This window comes from Desulfogranum marinum (assembly GCF_016918565.1).
GTDB classification, from domain to species: domain Bacteria; phylum Desulfobacterota; class Desulfobulbia; order Desulfobulbales; family Desulfobulbaceae; genus Desulfogranum; species Desulfogranum marinum.
Window position 1 is genome coordinate 45199 of record NZ_JAFFQD010000002.1, and the last position, 20216, is coordinate 65414.

General features: G+C 45.1%; 15 protein-coding genes and 5 tRNA genes. All 20 read left to right on the top strand.

Annotation, left to right across the window (positions count from 1 at the left end; genetic code table 11):
• Positions 1-109: 109 nt before the first annotated feature.
• The 20 genes from JWH17_RS02010 to rpoB all read left to right on the top strand — a co-directional run bounded on the left by JWH17_RS02010 (position 110) and on the right by rpoB (position 20146).
• Positions 110-2260, top strand: a complete 2151-nt coding sequence (locus tag JWH17_RS02010) for a DNA translocase FtsK (protein WP_205220889.1) — start codon at positions 110-112, stop codon at positions 2258-2260.
• 405 nt (positions 2261-2665) lie between these two features.
• On the top strand, positions 2666-3091 hold the full coding sequence (gene aprB, locus JWH17_RS02015) for an adenylyl-sulfate reductase subunit beta (RefSeq protein WP_205220890.1): 426 nt from the start codon (positions 2666-2668) through the stop codon (positions 3089-3091).
• Between the two features lie 63 nt (positions 3092-3154).
• On the top strand, positions 3155-5170 hold the full coding sequence (gene aprA, locus JWH17_RS02020; RefSeq protein WP_205220891.1) for an adenylyl-sulfate reductase subunit alpha: 2016 nt from the start codon (positions 3155-3157) through the stop codon (positions 5168-5170).
• 184 nt (positions 5171-5354) lie between these two features.
• Positions 5355-6605 (top strand): FAD-dependent oxidoreductase, encoded by a 1251-nt coding sequence (locus JWH17_RS02025; RefSeq protein WP_205220892.1) that lies wholly within the window; start codon positions 5355-5357, stop codon positions 6603-6605.
• Between the two features lie 11 nt (positions 6606-6616).
• Entirely contained in the window at positions 6617-8881 is a 2265-nt protein-coding gene (locus JWH17_RS02030) for a hydrogenase iron-sulfur subunit (RefSeq protein ID WP_205220893.1), read from the top strand.
• 121 nt (positions 8882-9002) lie between these two features.
• The gene (gene qmoC, locus JWH17_RS02035; protein ID WP_205220894.1) at positions 9003-10205 is read left to right on the top strand and encodes a quinone-interacting membrane-bound oxidoreductase complex subunit QmoC; all 1203 of its coding nucleotides are present in this window, start codon (positions 9003-9005) and stop codon (positions 10203-10205) included.
• Between the two features lie 243 nt (positions 10206-10448).
• Positions 10449-10524 (top strand) — tRNA-Thr (locus JWH17_RS02040).
• 54 nt (positions 10525-10578) lie between these two features.
• A tRNA-Tyr gene (locus JWH17_RS02045) sits at positions 10579-10663 on the top strand.
• 57 nt (positions 10664-10720) lie between these two features.
• Positions 10721-10796, top strand: a tRNA-Gly gene (locus JWH17_RS02050).
• A 47-nt stretch (positions 10797-10843) separates the two neighbouring features.
• A tRNA-Thr gene (locus JWH17_RS02055) sits at positions 10844-10918 on the top strand.
• A gap of 66 nt (positions 10919-10984) precedes the next feature.
• A complete protein-coding gene (gene tuf / locus JWH17_RS02060; protein ID WP_205220895.1) occupies positions 10985-12175 on the top strand; it encodes an elongation factor Tu in 1191 nt (396 codons plus the stop codon).
• Between the two features lie 99 nt (positions 12176-12274).
• Positions 12275-12424, top strand: coding sequence for a 50S ribosomal protein L33 (gene rpmG, locus JWH17_RS02065; RefSeq protein WP_205220896.1), 150 nt, complete (start codon positions 12275-12277; stop codon positions 12422-12424).
• A gap of 5 nt (positions 12425-12429) precedes the next feature.
• Positions 12430-12506, top strand: a tRNA-Trp gene (locus tag JWH17_RS02070).
• Between the two features lie 47 nt (positions 12507-12553).
• Entirely contained in the window at positions 12554-12826 is a 273-nt protein-coding gene (gene secE / locus JWH17_RS02075; protein WP_205220897.1) for a preprotein translocase subunit SecE, read from the top strand.
• Positions 12827-12847: 21 nt separating this feature from the next.
• Positions 12848-13411: a transcription termination/antitermination protein NusG gene (gene nusG / locus JWH17_RS02080; protein WP_205220898.1), complete on the top strand. Its 564-nt coding sequence runs from the start codon at positions 12848-12850 to the stop codon at positions 13409-13411.
• Between the two features lie 29 nt (positions 13412-13440).
• Positions 13441-13863, top strand: coding sequence for a 50S ribosomal protein L11 (gene rplK / locus JWH17_RS02085; RefSeq protein WP_205220899.1), 423 nt, complete (start codon positions 13441-13443; stop codon positions 13861-13863).
• A 72-nt stretch (positions 13864-13935) separates the two neighbouring features.
• The gene (rplA, locus tag JWH17_RS02090) at positions 13936-14646 is read left to right on the top strand and encodes a 50S ribosomal protein L1 (protein ID WP_205220900.1); all 711 of its coding nucleotides are present in this window, start codon (positions 13936-13938) and stop codon (positions 14644-14646) included.
• 252 nt (positions 14647-14898) lie between these two features.
• Positions 14899-15417 (top strand): 50S ribosomal protein L10, encoded by a 519-nt coding sequence (gene rplJ / locus JWH17_RS02095; protein WP_205220901.1) that lies wholly within the window; start codon positions 14899-14901, stop codon positions 15415-15417.
• Positions 15418-15486: 69 nt separating this feature from the next.
• Positions 15487-15870: a 50S ribosomal protein L7/L12 gene (gene rplL / locus JWH17_RS02100; protein ID WP_205220902.1), complete on the top strand. Its 384-nt coding sequence runs from the start codon at positions 15487-15489 to the stop codon at positions 15868-15870.
• 202 nt (positions 15871-16072) lie between these two features.
• A complete protein-coding gene (rpoB, locus tag JWH17_RS02105) occupies positions 16073-20146 on the top strand; it encodes a DNA-directed RNA polymerase subunit beta (protein ID WP_205220903.1) in 4074 nt (1357 codons plus the stop codon).
• Positions 20147-20216 lie beyond the last annotated feature (70 nt).

Genomic DNA, 20216 nt, shown 5'->3' on the forward strand with positions numbered 1-20216 from the left:
GCAGCTGTCTGCTTTTTTGAAATCAGGCGCCGGAAAGACGATGTATATCGGCGAAAGCAAAACTGCTGACCTATCAACCGACCACGTATACGGAGAGAATATTTAGTCAATGGCACGTTCAGTGAGGAAAGAATCAAGGATTTTGAGGGAAACCGCAGCACTTTTTTTTATCTTTTTTGCTTTATTTCTTTTGCTCTGTCTTGTCAGTTACTTGCTTCCGTTACTTAAGCCTGGTCAAGGGTTGCAGGAACCAGCTGCCAATTGGTGTGGATCCATAGGCTTTTTCAGCGCACATTATCTTTTTTCTTTTCTGGGATTGGCTGCTTTTTTTGCGGTAGGTATTTTGTGCTACGTTTCAGGCGCATTTTTATTCTCTTGGTCTGAGCTAAATCGAATACCATATGTAGTGGTGGGTATTACAGGGACGCTTTTGTCCTCAGCTGGGCTGCTTGGTATGTCCGGGGCATGGGGGGGAATAGGGCGATATATTACCCCTGGTGGATTTGTGGGTGTGTTTCTTTGGACGGCTTTAAGCGGGGCCGTCGGTAACGTCGGTTCGATATTGCTGTTAACTCTGGTGCTTGTTTTGTCGTTGATGGCCGCTGTTCGTTTTTCACTGCTGGGCACCATGCATTGGAGCTGGAAAAGAAGTCTGGGGTTGTTTTTATCTCTTTGTACTTACCTGAAAAAAGCAGTCACAAGGAAAGAACCTGTAGAAAAGCAACAGCCGGTCTCTGTTGCAAAAAATTTGCCCCCCATTGCCCCCGCACCACCTGCGGTTCATGAGCCGGTCCTATGTGAGCCGGAAAAACTGGAAGAGGAAAAGGGGTTTTCTTTAAAGCCAATAAAAGCCGGCCAATATCGGCTTCCTTCCGTATCGTTACTGAATGAGAATACACAGGAGAATGTCAAGGTAAGTCGTGAGTATTACCTTGAGATCAGTAAGGTTTTAGCAGATAAGTTACTTGATTTTGGTGTGGAGGGGGTCGTTGTCGGCATATCACCCGGCCCTGTGGTTACGACCTACGAGTATGCCCCGGCACCAGGTGTAAAGATAAATAAAATCGTTGCGCTAGCCGATGATCTGGCGATGGTCCTGAAAGTTGATCGGGTACGTATTGTAGGCTCCATCCCAGGAAAAGCAGCTATTGGTATTGAAATACCAAATCCTTCCAGAAAAATGGTTTTTCTTCGCGATATTCTCCTTTCAAAGGAATATAGAGCTTCGAAATCCATGCTCACTCTCGCTTTAGGGTATGATGTTGTCGGGCGGTCAGTGGTAGCGGATTTGTCAAAAATGCCTCATCTGTTGATAGCCGGTGCTACCGGAGCCGGTAAATCTGTAGCTATAAATGCCTTTATCGCCTCTATTTTGTACAAGGCGACCCCGGAAGAGGTCAGGTTGCTGATGATTGATCCTAAAAGGATTGAATTGTCGGTATACGATGATATTCCCCATCTTCTTCATCCGGTAGTGGTGGAGGCAAAAATGGCTTCTAGAGCGCTTATTTGGGCTGTGCGCGAAATGGAGCGGCGCTATCGGCTGCTTGAAGAAAAAAGAGTGAAATCTTTTTATACCTATAACCAGGTTGCAGAAGAAAAACTGCCTTATATTGTCATCATTGTGGATGAACTTGCAGACCTGATGATGGTGGCCTCAAAAGACGTCGAAACGTCAATTGCTCGTTTGGCGCAGATGGCAAGGGCTGCAGGGATGCACATCGTCTTGGCTACCCAGCGACCTTCGGTGGATGTTTTGACCGGACTGATTAAAGCAAATTTTCCAACCCGGATTTCGTTTAAAGTTTCTTCAAAGGTTGATTCACGAACGGTTCTGGACGGATCAGGGGCAGAACATTTGTTAGGAATGGGCGACATGCTCTTTCTACCTCCGGGAGCCGCGAAACTACAGCGGATTCATGGTGCATTTATTTCAGAGCAGGAAACAGAGCGCATTATTCATTTTCTCAAGGAACAGGGAAAGGCAGAGTACGATGATACCGTGCTCAAAAGCGTAGAAGATGAATCAAATGGCAATGATACATCGTCTGAAGAGTATGACGAAAAATATGACGAGGCTGTTGCCGTTGTGACTGAAACAGGTCAAGCCTCTATTTCCATGGTTCAGCGGCGGCTACGAGTAGGGTATAACCGGGCAGCGAGAATGATAGAAACTATGGAGCGAGAAGGAATCGTCGGCCCAGCTGATGGGTCGAGGCCAAGAGAAGTGCTGGCAAGATCGGATTACAGCGAAATGTGATTGGACAGTAAATTTGTCTTTTTTGTGGGTCAAAAAGACCAATATTTATTTTTTTTTCAAGAAAAAATTCAGGTAAAGCAAGAGAATCATCAGTATATATGCATATTTCTGATGCTTTTTATAAATTTTGCTGTTCAGCCTTGATTTGACGATTTTTCTTGACATTGAGCAGGCAACAAATTAAATGTGCGGTTCACCTTTAATGAGTGGCTGTTCATTTTTTCGCCCCTAAAAGTGGGGCTGGCTAAAAGTTAGTAAAACTAACAAGTTACTGGTTGCGGGTTGCGGTGAAGAACAAGTCGTTTTTAAATATGATTTTGTTTTTCTTCGAAATATCAAGCTAGAGGTTATTGGTTGCCCATCTACGGGCACCATAAAGGAAAAAACAAGTGAGGAGGTAGTTTAATGCCAAGTTACGTAGATCCTTCAAAATGTGATGGCTGCAAGGGCGGCGACAAGACTGCCTGCATGTACATCTGTCCAAACGACCTGATGGTCCTCAATGTTGAGGAAATGAAGGCGTACAATCAAGAGCCAGATGCATGTTGGGAGTGTTATTCCTGTGTTAAGATTTGTCCACAGGGCGCAATCTTTGTTCGTGGTTATGATGACTTTGTACCAATGGGTGGCCAAGTTCATCCAATGCGGTCTTCTGACTCCATCATGTGGACAGTTAAGTTCCGTAATGGCAACATGAAGCGCTTCAAGTTCCCTATTCGGACAACTGCTGAAGGTGCTGCCAACGAATATCCTGGTGAAACAGGTGCAAACCTTGATGACGAGTGTTTGCTTCTTGAGAGCGATCTGCCTACACCTAGCAAACTGGCGTAAGCTTAGTTTGTTAAGGGATGAATTGATAACTCTATTCTAGATAATTATTAGGAGATAGAAATTATGGCATTACCAAATAAGCCACTGGGCGAACTCGCTGCAGTAGTGGATCCAGAAGTTGTAGAGCATGAGTGTGATGTGTTGATCGTAGGTGGCGGAATGGCTGCTTGTGGTACAGCTTTTGAGATCGGCAAGTGGGCCCCAGAAGGAATGAAAATCATCCTTTGTGACAAAGCTTCTCTTGAGCGCTCCGGTGCTGTTGCTCAGGGCCTGTCCGCGATCAATACCTACATCGGTGAGAACGCCATCGAAGATTACGTAAAAATGGTACGTAATGACCTTATGGGCGTTGTACGCGAAGACCTTATCTATGACCTTGGTCGTCACGTTGATGAGTCTGTTAAGTTGTTCGAAGAGTGGGGTCTGCCCGTTTGGAAGAAGAACGATGCTGGCGAGAACCTTGATGGCGCCAAGCCTGCTCCAACCCTGCGTGAGGGCGGAGCCCCTGTACGTACAGGTAAATGGCAGATCATGATCAATGGTGAGTCTTACAAGTGTATCGTAGCTGAGCCTGCGAAAAAAGCCCTTGGTGAAGACAATATCCACGAGCGTGTATTCATCGTTAAGATGCTGCTTGACAAGAACAAAGAGAATACCATTGCTGGTGCTGTAGGTTTCTCTACCCGTGAAAATAAAGTTCACGTATACAAATGTAAAACCGCTATGGTTGCATGTGGTGGCGCAGTAAATATTTTCCGTCCACGTTCAACTGGTGAAGGAAAAGGCCGCGCATGGTATCCTGTATGGAATGCTGGTTCCACCTACACAATGTGTGCTCAGGTTGGCGCTACCTTGACCATGATGGAAAACCGTTTCACCCCAGCTCGTTTTAAAGATGGTTACGGTCCTGTTGGTGCATGGTTCCTTCTGTTCAAAGCTAAAGTACAGAATGGTCTTGGTGAGTTCTATGCAAACACAGACGCAGTTAAGGACGAACTCGAGAAGTTCATGCCTTACGGTGCCTCTGCGGTTACTCCTACCTGTCTGCGTAACCACCTGATGATCAATGAACTCAAAGAAGGTCGCGGTCCTATCTACATGGCTACCGACGTTGCTTTGAACGCTTTCCTCGATGACCAGCGCGCTGCCGGTAAAGATGAGAAAGCTGTTAAGAAGTTCTGGAAACACCTTGAGTCAGAAGCTTGGGAAGATTTCCTTGATATGTCCGTCGGTCAGGCTGGTCTCTGGGCCGGTATGAACGTTGAGCCGGAAAAAGTAGGTTCTGAAATCATGCCTACCGAACCATACATGCTCGGATCTCACTCCGGTTGTTGTGGTATCTGGACATCCGGTCCTGAAGAAGAGTGGGTACCTTCTGTAGATGGTCCTCGTTCTCATCAGTACAAGTGGGGCTATAACCGTATGACCACCGTTAACGGTCTCTTCACCGCTGGTGATGGTGTTGGCGCTTCCGGACATAAGTTCTCCTCCGGTTCTCACGCTGAAGGTCGTATTTGTGCTAAGCAGATGGTTAAGTACTGTCGTGACAACGCTGATTTCACTCCTGAACTGGCTCAAACCGCTCAGGAACTGGCTGATGAGATTTATGCACCAGTTAAGCGTTACCATGAGTTTGTTGGCGCTTCTACAGCTGAAAACGTCAATCCTAACTACTGCAAGCCTGCAGGTATGATGATGCGCCTGATGAAGGCTACCGATGAGTATGGTGGTGGTGTTGCTACATACTATATGACCTCCGGTAAGCTTCTCAACATCTGTTTGGATCTCCTTGAGATGCTGCGTGAAGATGCTGCGAAAATGGCAGCCGGCGACCTGCACGAATTGATGCGTGCTTGGGAAAACTACCATCGCATTTGGTGTGTTGAAACCCACATCCGTCACATTGAGTTCCGTAAAGAATCCCGTTACCCAGGATTCTACTACCGCTCTGACTACCCAACCTGTGATGACGAAAACTGGAAAGCTTTCGTTAACTCCACCTACGATCCTAAGACCGAAGAGTGGAAGTGTGAAAAGGTTGAATGCATCAACATCATTGAAACAGATCCTTGGATCTAATTTCAGTTCGATATTGATAGTGTGACCTACGAATCTCCAGACTCCTTTATGGGGTCTGGAGATTTTTTGTATGGCGGGGGTAATTTTGTTTGAGTTGATACAGAAGATAGGTTAACTCTTCTCTTCGGATCAATTGAAACAAAAAACTCCTTTCATTAATTATCAGCAGTTATGGAGGTTTGGCATGAGTGACACTGCAGGAAATGGTGCAGTACTGGTTGTCGGCGGTGGTATTAGCGGCCTGACAGCTGCCTTGGAGGCTGCGGAAGTCGGTAAAGATGTGTATCTAATCGATAAAAATCCCTATTTCGGCGGTCGTGTGGCACAGTTAAATCAATATTTCCCAAAACTTTGTCCGCCGACTTGTGGTCTTGAGATTAACTTTAAACGTATCAAGGACAATCGAGGAATCAGAACCTACACCATGACAACCGTCAAATCGGTTTCTGGTGGACCTGGTAACTTTCAAGTCGAACTTGAAACAGCACCGCGCTACATTAATTCCAACTGTACTGCCTGTGGTGATTGTGCTGCCGCCTGTACTGATGAAATTGATGACCCTTTTAACTTTGGCATGAGAAAAATCAAGGCTGCTTATTTACCGCATGAAATGGCTTTTCCACGTCGTTATGTGCTTGATAAGGAAGCCTGTTCCGCCGAATGTCTTGAGGCTGTAAAAGCTGCCTGTAAATACGATGCTGTTGATACGGAAATGCAGAGTAAAACATTCACTTTGAATGTGAGTGCTATTATCTGGTCTACAGGTTGGAATCCTTATGATGCCGAGAAAATTGAAAATCTCAAATTCAATTCTTCTCCTGCTATCATTACCAACATGATGATGGAAAGACTGGCTGCTGACAACGGTCCTACAGCCGGCAAAATCCTTCGTCCAGGTGATGATAAAGAGCCTGAATCGTTTGCGTTTGTGCAGTGTGCCGGTTCTCGTGATGAAAATCATATGGAACATTGTTCCTATATCTGCTGCATGGCAACATTCAAGCAGATATCCTATATCCGCGAACAGTATCCGGAAGCTAAGATTTATGTATTCTATATTGACCTTCGTACCCCGGGTAAATACGAAAGTTTCCGTGAAAAATTCACAGCCGACGAGAACACTACTTTCATCAAAGGAAAAGTAGCCGATATCGTAGCTGAGGGTGACGGTGGTGTTACAGTAATCGCTGAGGACACCTTGACTGCAAACAAGGTTCAACAGAAAGTTGACATGTGTGTTCTTGCAACAGGTATGAAGCCGGCAATGGCTCAAGGGCAGGAACTTGGTCTTACCATCGATGGTAATGGCTTTATTGTTTCCGAGCCTGAAAAAGGGATGATATCTGCTGGCTGTGCAAAAGCTGCTGTTGACGTGTACACCAGCGGCCAGTCTTCTACTGCAGCGGCTCTTAAAGCAATTCAGATCGGACGCTAGGAGGAGAGACAATGGATAAAGTATATGGTGCATATCTTTGTACAGGGTGCGGCATTGGTGATGTCCTGGATGTAGACGGACTCAAGGAAGCAGCATCTGAAACCGGCATTGAAATGAAAGAACACGCCTGCCTTTGTGGTGCAGGCGGACGTTCTTTTATCGAGCAGGATATAGCAGATAATGGGGTCAATACCATCGTCGTCTGCGCCTGTTCTCCCCGTGTAATGCAGGATGAATTTAATTTTGGTGAAGATACCATCACTGTTCGCGGTAACTTGCGTGAGCATGTTGCATGGACTGTTGGTGAGCCTGAAGAAGGTGAGGAGGCCTCTGAGGAGGTCGACGAATTTATTCAGGAAATGGGCGAAGACTACGTGCGTATGGCAGTTACCCGTGCAAAGAAGACTGAGAAGCCCGAACCTTATTTGATGGAAACCCTGAGCAAGAAAATTCTTGTCATGGGTGGCGGTATTGCAGGTATCACTGCTGCCAGCGAAGCTGCCAAGGCTGGTTATGAGGTTACTATAGTTGAAAAAGAGGCTGTAATCGGCGGGAAAGCTCTGGGCTGGAGAAAGATGTTCCCAACCGCCTACCCTTATGCAGAGCTTGAAGCCCCTAATATCGAGCAGATGATTGCTGACGTTCAGTCTAATGGGAAAATCACCATTAAAACCGGAGCAGAAGTAGCTCGTATTGGTGGTTCACCAGGAGCATTTAATGTTACTATTAAGGACGCCGGCGTTGCTACCGAATGGGATGCACCCGAGAAGGTAACCGTAGATCAACAAGAAAAGATCGATAAGGGTGAGTTGGAAGATCCCAATGATGGCCTTGTTAAATATACTGAACTTAATCCGAATGGTGAGATGTTTGGTGCTGTGGTACTTGCCACAGGCTGGAAGCCGGCTTCTGTTTCAGAATTCGAACATCTTGGCTACGATCAATACGCTAAAGTAGTCACCAACGCTGAATTTGAAAAGCTCGCCAAGGAAGGGAGTGTACCTGCAAGGGTTGCTTTTGTTTTAAGCCCTGGTGCCAAAGAAAGTGACAAGGATTTTCCTTTCTGTAACTCTGTTACTTCCATGGTCGCACTGAAGCAGGCTAACTATGTAGTAGATGATAATCCTGAAAATGGTCAGGCCTTTATTTTGTACCAGCATATGCGTACACCTGGTAATGCTGAACTGTTCTATAAAGGAATGCAGTCCAAAGACGGCGTTTTCATGACCAAGGCTGCTGTAACCAAAGTAGAGGAATCAGGCAGTGGGCTTGTTGTCACTGCAGAGGATACCTTGCTTGGTGAAGACCTTGCCCTTGAAGTTGATATGGTGGTTCTGGCCGCTGGTATGGAACCTACAACTGCTCAGGAGTCAGTGATTAATCTGGCGTATCGTCAGGGACCTGCCTTCTTGGATCTTGATCTTTTCGATGGTTATGCGGATTCTCATTTTATTTGTTTTCCTTATGAGACCCGTCGAACCGGTGTCTACACCTGTGGTGGTGTTCGTAAAGCTGAAACCATGGAAGAGACCATAGATGATGCTACTGGTGCTGCTCTCAAAGCAATCCAGTGTATTGAGTCTGCTAATCGTGGTGTTTCCGTCCATCCGCGTTCCGGTGATCAGACCTATCCGGACTTTTTCATGTCTCGCTGTACGCAGTGTAAGCGCTGTACGGAAGAATGTCCTTTTGGCGCTCTCGATGATGACGAAAAAGGTACTCCATTACCGAATCCGACCCGCTGTCGTCGTTGTGGTACCTGTATGGGGGCTTGCCCGGAACGTATTATCAATTTTGCTGATTACAGTATCGACATGATCGGTTCAATGGTTAAGGCTATTGAGGTACCCGATGATGATGAAGATAAACTGAGAATTGCTGTCTTTGTTTGTGAAAACGATGCATATCCAGCGATCGACATGTCTGGAATGCACCGTAATAAAATGAACACGTTGGTTCGGTTCATTCCGGTACGCTGTCTTGGTTCCGTTAACATGGTCTGGATTAAAGATGCCATGTCTTCAGGAATGGATGGTGCACTGTTACTTGGCTGTAAATATGGTGACGATTATCAGTGCCACTTTGTCAAAGGGTCTGAAATTGCGACTAAACGTATGGAAAATATCGGCGAGACTCTCGGTTCCCTCGGTCTTGAGCCTGAAAGATGTGGAGTGCATGAAATAGCCATCTCCGACTATGATAAAGTCCCAGCCATCGTTGATGAGTTTGTGGAGTCTATCATTGAAATGGGACCAAACCCATTTAAGGGCTTCTAGTTCCCGTTCCACGCTCTGCGGCCCATATATGAATGGGCTGCAGAGATTTCTTTCGTTTGGCATTGTTACAGTGAAAATGATAATGGTTTGGCATATTTCATAACAGGAGGAAATTATATCTATGAACGTACAGCCGGATTTTAATTTTATTAAGGCTATGAAGGAGGCTGGTGGTGATACTCTAAAGCAGTGTTACCAGTGTGCCACTTGTTCAGTCGCTTGTCCGCTGTCAAAAGACGGTGACCCTTTTCCCCGTAGAGAAATGATTCTCGCACAGTGGGGAATGAAAGAAAAGCTCCTTGCAGATCCCAATGTTTTTCTTTGTCATCACTGCGGTGATTGCTCTGATGCATGTCCAAGGGGAGCAAAACCAGGTGATGTACTTGGTGCGATTAGAGCATACGCTTATCAGCATTATGGATGGCCAAGTGGATTGGCCAAATTATGCAGCAGCGCAAAAAATTTGCCCATGCTCATAGGCATACCTGCTGTAACTATATTTGTGTTATGGCTTATTTCCGGAGGAATGCATATTCCTGCCGGTGAGAAATTTGCCCATGTAGGATACACCCATTTTTTTGGGCACTGGGATTTTCGATTGTTATCAAAAAATGTACTTTTTATTGATATCATAATGCTCTCGGCCGTTGGTATTGCAGCCTTTTCTTTATACAAGGCTATTTCTTCCATGTGGAAAAAAATGGAAGAGAATCTTGGCATAGGTGAAGTGCTCTACAGACCTTCAGTTTCTTTGTTTATCAAGGATTTTCTCTGGCCATCACTCAAGGAAATAGTTTCACATAACCGGTTTCGTGAGTGTACCGTTAATGTAGACAGGGTTCGTGGACATTTACCCCTGATGCTCGCTTTTATTGGTTTGTTTATCGTAACCATTTATTCAGCCTTTACCCAGGATGTAATAGGCATCTTTATTCCATCGATGCATGGACCTATATCCATGTGGAACCCTATAAAGCTCCTTGCCAATGTTTCTGCTGTGGCGATGATTGTAGGTATTGGAATACTGTGGATGAACCGCACAAAAATGGAGGCTGAAGGGAAGGCGAGTAACACCTTTTACGACTGGTTCCTCATTTGGATGATCGCAGGTGTCGGTGTTACTGGTTTGGCAGCCGAGCTGCTTCGTTTGGTTGGTATACCTTCCCTGGGATATGTTGTATATTATTTGCATCTTGTTTCGGTTATGATGCTGTTTTTGTATCTACCATATACAAAATTTGCTCATATCGTTTTCAGGACGTTTGCCATGGCATTTGAGCGATTCCGCGAATCTGCATATGTTAAGGATCCGTTGAACGATTAAACATAATCTGCCAAGTTTGTTGTGCAAGCCGGAGGCTTTTTGCCTCCGGCTTTTTTTTTGTTGTTTTTTCGATCGCAATAGGATAAAGAGATGTGCACCGATTTTTTGGTGATGGTAAGTCGATTGCCAAACATCTCTTTGGAAGATCCAGTCTTTGTATCCGCAAGTGTTACTAGTTGGAGTCAAGAAAAGTGAAAAAAAGATTGACAAAGGAAAAAATAGCTGTATAATGGCTGACTTCAGGCTGGCGTAGCTCAACTGGCAGAGCACCTGATTTGTAATCAGGGGGTTGCGGGTTCAAGTCCCATCGCCAGCTCCAAGTTGAGATGAGCAGGCGCAGGGATTCAAGTGGTGCCTGAAAGAAATATATAGTGGAGGGGTTCCCGAGTGGTCAAAGGGAACAGACTGTAAATCTGTCGGCGTAGCCTTCGGAGGTTCAAATCCTCCCCCCTCCACCATCTGATTACTGGAAAAAGTAATAAGTTTTTGCTCCTTTTGTTGTTTGCTAAGCACGGGCGGGAATAGCTCAATTGGTAGAGCATCAGCCTTCCAAGCTGAGGGTTGCGGGTTCGAGTCTCGTTTCCCGCTCCAGCGTGTAAATAATAGGGAGCTTTATTGTGTGTACACAAAGATTCTGGGCCCACGTAACTCAGTGGTAGAGTACCTCCTTGGTAAGGAGGAAGTCACCGGTTCAAGTCCGGTCGTGGGCTCCAAGTATCAGTCGATTGCGCTAATAGGTCGGCTGAGTCAAGTTGAAATTTTGTCCGAGGAGACGTTAAATGGCAAAGGAAAAATTTGAGCGGACGAAGCCACATGTCAATGTTGGGACTATCGGCCACATTGACCATGGTAAGACAACACTCACCGCAGCAATCACTCGAGTACTTTCTACAAAAGGGCAGGCAGCATTTACTGACTTTAGTGATATCGATAAGGCTCCTGAGGAAAAGGAGCGCGGTATCACGATTGCCACGGCTCATGTAGAGTACGAGACTGAAGCTCGTCACTATGCGCATGTAGACTGTCCAGGGCATGCTGATTACATTAAGAACATGATCACTGGTGCCGCTCAGATGGACGGCGCTATTTTGGTTGTCGGTGCAGATGATGGTCCAATGCCTCAGACCCGTGAGCACATACTTCTTGCTCGTCAGGTCGGCGTTCCTGCCATGGTCGTTTTTCTTAATAAATGTGACATGGTAGATGACGAAGAGCTTATCGAGCTGGTAGAGATGGAGCTTCGTGAGTTGCTTGACAAGTATGACTTCCCTGGTGATGACATTCCGATCGTTCGTGGATCCGCACTTCTGGCGCTGGAAAACCCTGAAGATGAAGAAAAGGCTAAGTGCGTTTGGGAACTGATGGAAGCTGTTGACAGCTATGTACCTGAGCCGGAGCGTGATGTTGATAAACCTTTCTTGATGCCTGTTGAAGATGTTTTCTCTATTTCGGGTCGAGGTACTGTTGCTACAGGCCGTGTAGAGCGAGGGATTATCCACGTTGGTGATGAAATTGAGATTGTTGGTATTAAAGATACTGCAAAGACAACCTGTACCGGTGTTGAGATGTTCCGCAAGCTCCTTGATGAGGGGCAAGCTGGTGACAATATCGGAGCGTTACTTCGTGGTGTGAAACGCGAAGAAATAGTCCGTGGTCAGGTTCTTGCTAAACCAGGTTCGATTACACCTCATAAGAAATTTAAAGCTGAGGCTTACATCCTCAATAAAGAGGAAGGTGGTCGACACACTCCATTTTTCAACGGATATCGTCCGCAGTTCTACTTCCGTACAACGGATGTGACCGGCATTGTTACGCTTGAGGAAGGAGTTGAGATGGTTATGCCTGGTGATAATGTTCATATTACCGGAGAGCTCATAACTCCAATCGCGATGGAAGCAGGGTTACGTTTTGCAATCCGCGAGGGCGGTCGAACAGTTGGCGCTGGAGTTGTAAGCGAAATAATTGAATAAAATAGTTTTTTCCTGCTGTATCGGGCAGGATGGACTTTAGTGTAGTGGATCTTGTAGCCGGGCATTGTCCCGGCTTTAGTCACTCTATTGGGATGTATCATGAGAGATATTATCACGCTTGCTTGCCAAGATTGTAAGCAGCGAAATTACACCACCACCAAAAATAAGCGGACAATTCCACATAAGCTGGAGTTGAAGAAGTACTGTCCGTTCTGTAAAACGCATACTCCTCATAAGGAAACAAAATAGTCTGCAGGCCAGTAGCTCTAATTGGTAGAGCACCGGACTCCAAATCCGGGGGTTGGGGGTTCGAATCCCTCCTGGCCTGCCATTATTTGTCAGCAGTATCAACTTAAGATAACTCACCCGTCAGAGATAATGACAGCTAAGAAAAAATCCCGGAGTATCAAGGCGAAAAGTGTTGGCAAGAAAGACATTGCCACGTCAGGAAAAAAAGCAAGTTTTTCACCTTCCGCTATTCGAGCATTCATTCAGGAAGTGCAGGTTGAGTTTAATAAGATTGCTTGGCCTCAAAAGAAAGTGACTGTTGGCCTTACTGGTTTTGTTATTGTTTTGGTCGTCATCATTTCACTCTATCTCGGGATGGTTGATTTGTTGTTAGGCAAGTTCGTTTCCACTCTCCTTAATTAACTCTCTGCCCCTCCTAAATATATGGCAAAGCACTGGTATATTGTACACACCCACACCGGATTCGAAAATAAGGTAAAAGCTACTCTGGAGGAACGCATTAAAAATGCGGGACAAGGAGAGATGTTCGGTGAAGTGCTCGTGCCTACTGAGCAGGTGGTTGAGATGGTAAAGGGGTCAAGGAAAACCTCAGAGCGCAAATTCTTTCCAGGCTACATTCTGGTAAACATGGAAATGAACGAGCATACTTGGCACACAGTTCAAGAAACACCCCGTGTGACTGGTTTTGTTGGTGTTAACGCGAATCAAGCTATTGCCGGCGAAGAGCTTTTTAAACGGATACCCTCTCTGACAGATAAGGAGGCAATGCAAATTATCGGCCGTATAGCCGAGGGAGCAAGCAAGCCAAAACCAAAAGTTGTCTTTGCTGAAGGTGATACGGTTAGGGTTATTGACGGTCCTTTTGCAAATTTCCAAGGTGTTATAGAGGAAGTTTATCCTGATAAAGGACGCGTAAAGGTAATGGTGTCTATATTCGGGCGATCAACCCCTGTAGAGCTTGAATATATACAGGTAAGTAATAACTAGGCACGTTGAGTTTAGTGTAGGAGTATATCATGGCAAAAAAAGTACAATCATATATTAAATTGCAAATTCCAGCCGGTAAGGCTAACCCTTCACCTCCTGTTGGCCCCGCACTTGGACAGCATGGTGTGAATATAATGGATTTCTGTAAAGCCTTCAATGCGAAGACGCAGAGCGCAGGGGATACCATTATTCCGGTTGTTATAACGGTTTATAATGATCGATCATTCAGTTTTATTACAAAAACCCCACCGGCTTCAGTCTTGCTGCTTAAAGCTGCCGGCCTGGATAAGGGGTCAAGTAATCCAAAACGCGAACGTGTTGCTGAACTGAGTAAGGATCAGATTAAAGAGATTGCTGAAATCAAGATGCCTGATCTTAATGCTTTTACAGTTGATCAGGCCGTACGTATTGTTGAAGGAACTGCCAGAAGCTGTGGCATAACGGTTGTTTGATATTTTCAACCGGTTCGTTATACCTGCACAGTTCACCTTGTGCCAGGGAGAATTTAATTAGGGTGAGTTAAAATGCCGAAACGCGGAAAGAATTATAAGAATAGTATTAAAGATAGGGATCCCCTCAACCTGTATGACCTAGACGAAGCTATCGATTTGATGCTCAAGGGTAAATATGCAAAGTTTGACGAGTCTGTCGATATTGCAGTGAGACTCGGTGTAGACCCACGTCACGCTGATCAAATGGTTCGTTCAAGTGTAATCCTACCCCACGGAACGGGTAAAGAGGTGAGGGTGCTTGTCTTCGCAAAAGGAGAAAAAGAAGCTGAGGCACTTGCTGCTGGAGCTGATTTCGCCGGAAGTGATGAACTCGTTGAGAAAATAAAGGAAGGATGGCTTGAGTTTGACAAAACCATTGCCACTCCTGACATGATGGGTGAAGTAGGTAAAATTGGTCGCGTTCTCGGACCAAGAAATCTTATGCCTAATGCCAAGCTTGGTACCGTTACCTTTGATATCGAACGTGTTGTCAAGGAAGTCAAAATGGGAAAAGTTGACTTCAGGGTTGATAAAGCTGGTGTTGTACATGCCGCCATTGGTAAGGTTTCTTTTGGCGTAGATAAGTTAAGTGAAAACATTTCTGCTTTTGTTGATAAATTGATACAGCTGAAACCTTCTTCAAGTAAAGGGGTTTATCTGAGAACTATCAGCTTATCCAGCACCATGGGACCTGGTTTTAAAGTTGACCCATTACAGGTCAGGTCCTTAATCAAGGGTGCTTAGTGCTTCTTGATCTCATACTTTTTACTATGGGATTAGATAGCTTTTTTATACTTGGAGAATTTTAAGCTAATTTTCACCTTGTATTGGTTTTAAACCTGGGATGGTCAGAGACAGCAGGTACGGATGTTTAATTACTCTCAACTGGGAGTATCCTGCCGAGGCCGAAGTTGATACTTCTGTATCGAAAGATTGTCTTGTCGTTTCCTCTATCTGCAACTTTGACAATCCCGTGACATTTAGGAGGTAATTACGTTGGATCGCAACGAAAAGACCGGTTTGGTCAGTGAGCTCAACGAGACCTTTTCCAAAGCAAAATTCGCAGTAGTTACAGACTACCGAGGATTGAAGGTTACGGAACTGGAGAAGTTGCGCCACGTACTGCGTGAGAATGATGCGCAGTTCCAGATTGCAAAAAACACACTGCTGCGACTTGCTGTAAAAGGCACAGAGTATGAAGGACTGACGGAATCCTTTACCGGAACAACAGCTATTGCTTTTAGTTTTGAAGAACCTGTTGGACCTGCGAAGGCATTAGCTGCTTTCAGTAAAGAATTCAAAGCGTTAGAGATTCGTTCTGCTGCTTTGGAAGGAAGTGTTTTAAGCGCTGAAGATGTTGTCGCGCTTTCCAAGCTGCCAAGTAAAGATGAACTTCTTGGTAAATTACTTGGGACAATGGCTGCTGTTCCTACAGGTTTTGTTCGTGTACTTAACGGTATACCGCAAAAACTTGTTTATGGTCTGCAAGCCATCAAGGAGCAGAAAGAAAACTAATTGTAATCTGTTAATCATGTGGTACCAGATTATTCTATTTATGGGAACATTTTGTCCGGAGGAAAGACAATGGCTGTAACTAAAGAAGATGTAATTGAGTTTATTTCCAATATGACCGTACTTGAGCTTTCAGAGCTCATCACGGAACTTGAAGACAAATTTGGTGTATCTGCAGCAGCACCAGTAGCAGTTGCTGCTGTTGGTGCTGGTGGTGGCGATGAAGGTGCCGCTGCAGCAGAGCAGACCGAATTTGATGCTGTTTTGACCGCCGCTGGCGATCAGAAAATAAAAGTCATTAAAGAGGTACGCGCCATCACTTCTCTCGGTTTGAAAGAAGCTAAGGCTCTGGTTGAAGGTGCACCAGCACCTATTAAAGAAGGTGTAACCAAAGAAGAAGCTGAAGAGATTAAGTCTCAAATCGAAGGCGTTGGTGGCGCAGTCGAAATAAAATAAAAATATATTCATTCGTGTTGATCGGGATTTATCCCGTCAACAAAGCTTACATCGCTGGTAACGCTACAGGGTTAATCATCCTGTAGCGTTCTTGCGTTTGCGGGTAGAAGTTAAGACACGGGGAAATATATTCGTAACATCAGGCGGTTAGTAGTAAGTTTCTTTGCTGGCCCCAGATTTCGCGGAAATTTCGAGGAAAACGATGAAAAGAGTACGTAAAAGTTTTGCCAAAACAAGCCACGTTGTTGAACCGCCGCATCTTATAGCAATGCAGCGAGAATCTTATGAGCATTTTTTGCAAAGAGATATACCACCTGACGAACGTCAACTCCATGGTTTACAGGCAATTTTTCAAGATATATTTCCCATTACCGATTTTAACGGGCTATGCTCCCTTGAGTTCGTCCGATACTCGTTTGGTGAATCTAAATATACTGTTGATGAGTGTGTCGAAAGAGGAATGACCTATGAGGTGCCTGTCAAAATCACTGTCAGGCTAATTACCTTTGATGTTGATGAAGAGACCGGAGTGCAGTCTGTACGCGACATAAAAGAACAGGAAATTTTTCTTGGCGCTTTGCCGCTCATGACCCAAGATGGTGTTTTTGTTGTCAATGGTACGGAAAGAGTCGTTGTGAACCAGCTGCAGCGATCTCCCGGACTTTTCTTTACCCATGACAACGGTAAATCGCACTCCTCAGGGAAAAGGCTCTATTCTGCGCGGATTATTCCTGTTCGAGGCTCGTGGCTTGATTTTGAGTTCGACATTAAAGACGTTCTGTATGTTCGTATTGACAGACGGAGAAAACTCCCTGTTACAGTACTGCTTAAGGCGTTGGGATACGATGATGAGAGTCTTTTACAGGAGTTTTATAAATCTGATATTGTCTACTATAAAGATGGACAGTTCAGTATCAAATTTAATCCTGAAACGTTCACCGGACAGCGTCTTAATATTGACCTGATTAGTCCGGCAGATGGTTCAGTTATTGGAAAGAAAGGCCGTAAAATATCTAAAGCGCTTTCCAAAAGGATTATTGAAGCCGGCATTGAGGAAGTTGCTGTTGAACCTGACCAGTTGCTCGAAAGATTTTTTGCACAAGATATCGTCGATAATACGACCGGAGAGGTTATTGCCAAGTGTAATGAACCTATTACTGCTGCATTTTTAGAATCCATAGAAGAACACCCCGTTGATTCTTTTTCTCTTTTATTTATCGATGGCGTAAGTGTCAGTGAGTCTTTCCGTAAGACACTTTTTGTTGATAAAGTCAGAGATACCGAAGAAGCGCTTATTGAAATTTACAGGAGATTGCGACCCTCTAGTCCTCCAACGCCTGAAGTTGCCCAATCATTTTTTGAAAATCTTTTCTTTAATTCAGGGACGTATGATCTCTCTGAGGTCGGTCGGTATAAAATCAATACTAAGCTAGGGTTAGATACCCCTATTGAAGACCGTACCCTTACCAAGGAAGATATACTTAAAGGTGTTCAGCATCTAGTGCGTATTAAAGACGAATCTAAGGATGGTGATGATATTGATCATCTTGGAAACAGAAGAGTGCGGACCGTCGGTGAATTGTGTGAGAACCAGTATCGCATGGGTCTTGTCCGCATGGAGCGTGCTACCAAAGAACGGATGACGTTGCAAGAGATTGAGACTCTCATGCCACATGACCTTGTTAATCCTAAGCCTGTAACCTCTGCGATTAAGGAATTCTTCGGTACCTCACAGCTCTCACAATTTATGGATCAGACCAATCCCCTTTCCGAAGTGACTCACAAAAGGCGACTTTCCGCTCTTGGGCCTGGTGGTCTTTCCCGCGAGCGTGCTGGGTTTGAGGTACGTGATGTTCACCCTACTCATTATGGCAGAATTTGTCCTGTTGAAACACCTGAGGGACCTAATATCGGTTTGATCGTTTCCCTGGCCACCTATGCCAAAGTAAACCCATATGGTTTTATTGAGACTCCTTACAGGTATGTTCAGGAGCGGCTTGTTTCTGATGAGTATAAGTATCTTTCTGCTATACAAGAAGAAAAACATACTATTGCTCCTGCTAAGGTAGAGATGAATGGCAATCAGATCTCCACGGAATATCTGATTGCAAGGCAGGAAAATGAAGTATCGATGGTGCCTTCCAGCGATGTCACCATGATGGATGTTGCTCCTAATCAGCTTGTTTCTGTTGCTGCATCGCTTGTACCCTTTCTTGAGAATGATGATGCTAACCGTGCGTTGATGGGGTCGAATATGCAGCGCCAGGCAGTACCACTGTTAAAACCCAGCTCCCCTCTTGTCGGCACCGGGGTTGAAAAATACGTGGCTCGAGATTCAGGCGCATGTCTTCTTGCGGGTGGAGACGGTGTGGTTGAAGAGGTAGATTCCTGTAGGATTGTCGTTCGATACGATGAACCTGGAGTCGATGGCTTTGACACCGGAATTGGGGTATATAGGCTCTCTAAGTATAAAAAGTCCAATCAGAATACCTGCTTTAACCAGAAACCGCTTGTTTTGCCCGGCGAAAAGGTAACCAAAGGAACTGTACTGGCAGACGGTCCTTCGTGTGAAATCGGGGAACTTGCCCTTGGAAAAAACGTGACAATAGCGTTCATGCCGTGGCGAGGATACAACTTTGAGGATTCTATCCTCATTAACGAAAGGTTGCTTCGCGAAGATACATTTACTTCTGTCCATATCGAAATTTTCGAAACCATGGCCCGGGATACAAAGCTCGGGAAAGAGGAAATTACGCGCGATATACCAAATGTCGGTGAAGATGGTTTGCGTAATCTCGATGAGTCGGGAATCGTCAGGGTGGGGGCTGAGGTTGGTCCCGGCGATATGCTGGTAGGTAAGGTAACTCCCAAGGGTGAAAGCATGCTTTCCCCTGAAGAAAAACTTTTACGCGCTATTTTTGGCGAAAAAGCCGGAGATGTTAAAGATTCTTCTCTTCGTGTCCCACCCGGGGTGGAAGGTGTGGTTATCGATGCCAAGGTCTTCTCACGCAAGGGTGTCGATAAAGATGAACGTACCCTCATGATTGAGGAAAATGAGATTGAACGTCTCAACCGTGATATGGAAGACGAGCTGAAAAGTCTCAAGAAAGGCGTACGTAATACACTCTCTACCTTTTTAGTTGGTCGTACTGCCAAATCCGACATTGTAGACAAATCCGGCAACGTTATACTGCCACTGGGTAAACAACTTACCGAAAAAGTTCTTGGCCAAGTAAGTTTTGCAGCGCTTCCTGTGCTTGATTTTGCTGAGAAAGCAAAGTACAGCGAACAGATTGAAAATGTCTTTACCAATTATAACAGCCAGGCTGCAGTTGTCCGTTCCCGATATGAAGGCATAGCCGAACGTATGGAAAAAGGCGATGATCTTCCCCCTGGTGTCGTCAAGATGGTTAAAGTCTATGTGGCTACCAAGCGTAAACTCGCTGTCGGCGATAAAATGGCAGGTCGGCATGGTAATAAAGGTGTGGTATCCAGACTGCTTCCTGAGGAAGACATGCCTTTTTTTGCTGATGGGACAACAGTCGATTTGGTACTGAACCCGCTGGGTGTGCCTTCACGTATGAATGTCGGCCAGGTGCTTGAATGTCATTTAGGTTTTGCAGCAAAAAAACTTGGTGAGAAGATCTATAATTTCTCTAGAAATTATGAACTCGATATGCTGAAAGCGCAGTTGCAGAGAATCTATTCTGTCGAAGAATATGAAGCACTCACGCAAGGACTTGACGACGATCAATTGCTCGACTTCGGCCGTAAAGCTCGTACAGGTTTACACATGGCTACCCCGGTATTTGATGGAGCATCCGAGTCTGAAATTCGACAATTACTTGTTGAGGCAGGAATAGATGAAGTCGGCCAGTCAACCCTGTATGATGGGTTGACCGGTGAAGCTTTTGACAATCAAGTTACTGTCGGCATCATGTACATGCTAAAGTTGCACCATCTTGTTGATAATAAGATCCATGCACGATCCACTGGACCATACTCCTTGGTTACACAACAGCCATTGGGTGGTAAGGCACAATTTGGCGGTCAGCGTCTTGGTGAAATGGAAGTGTGGGCTATGGAAGCCTATGGTGCTGCGTACACGTTGAAGGAATTTTTGACCGTTAAATCAGATGATGTAGAAGGGCGAACAACCATGTATGAGAAGATTGTTAAAGGCAACAATTTTCTTGAAACCGGTCTCCCTGAATCCTTTCATGTTCTTGTTAAAGAATTAAAAGGGCTCTGTCTTGATGTAGAGCTGCAGGAATAGCGCACTTAAACTACCAGCAAATAAATGCAACGTGCGTTTCTACCGTCAATGACTTTTTTGAAAATATATA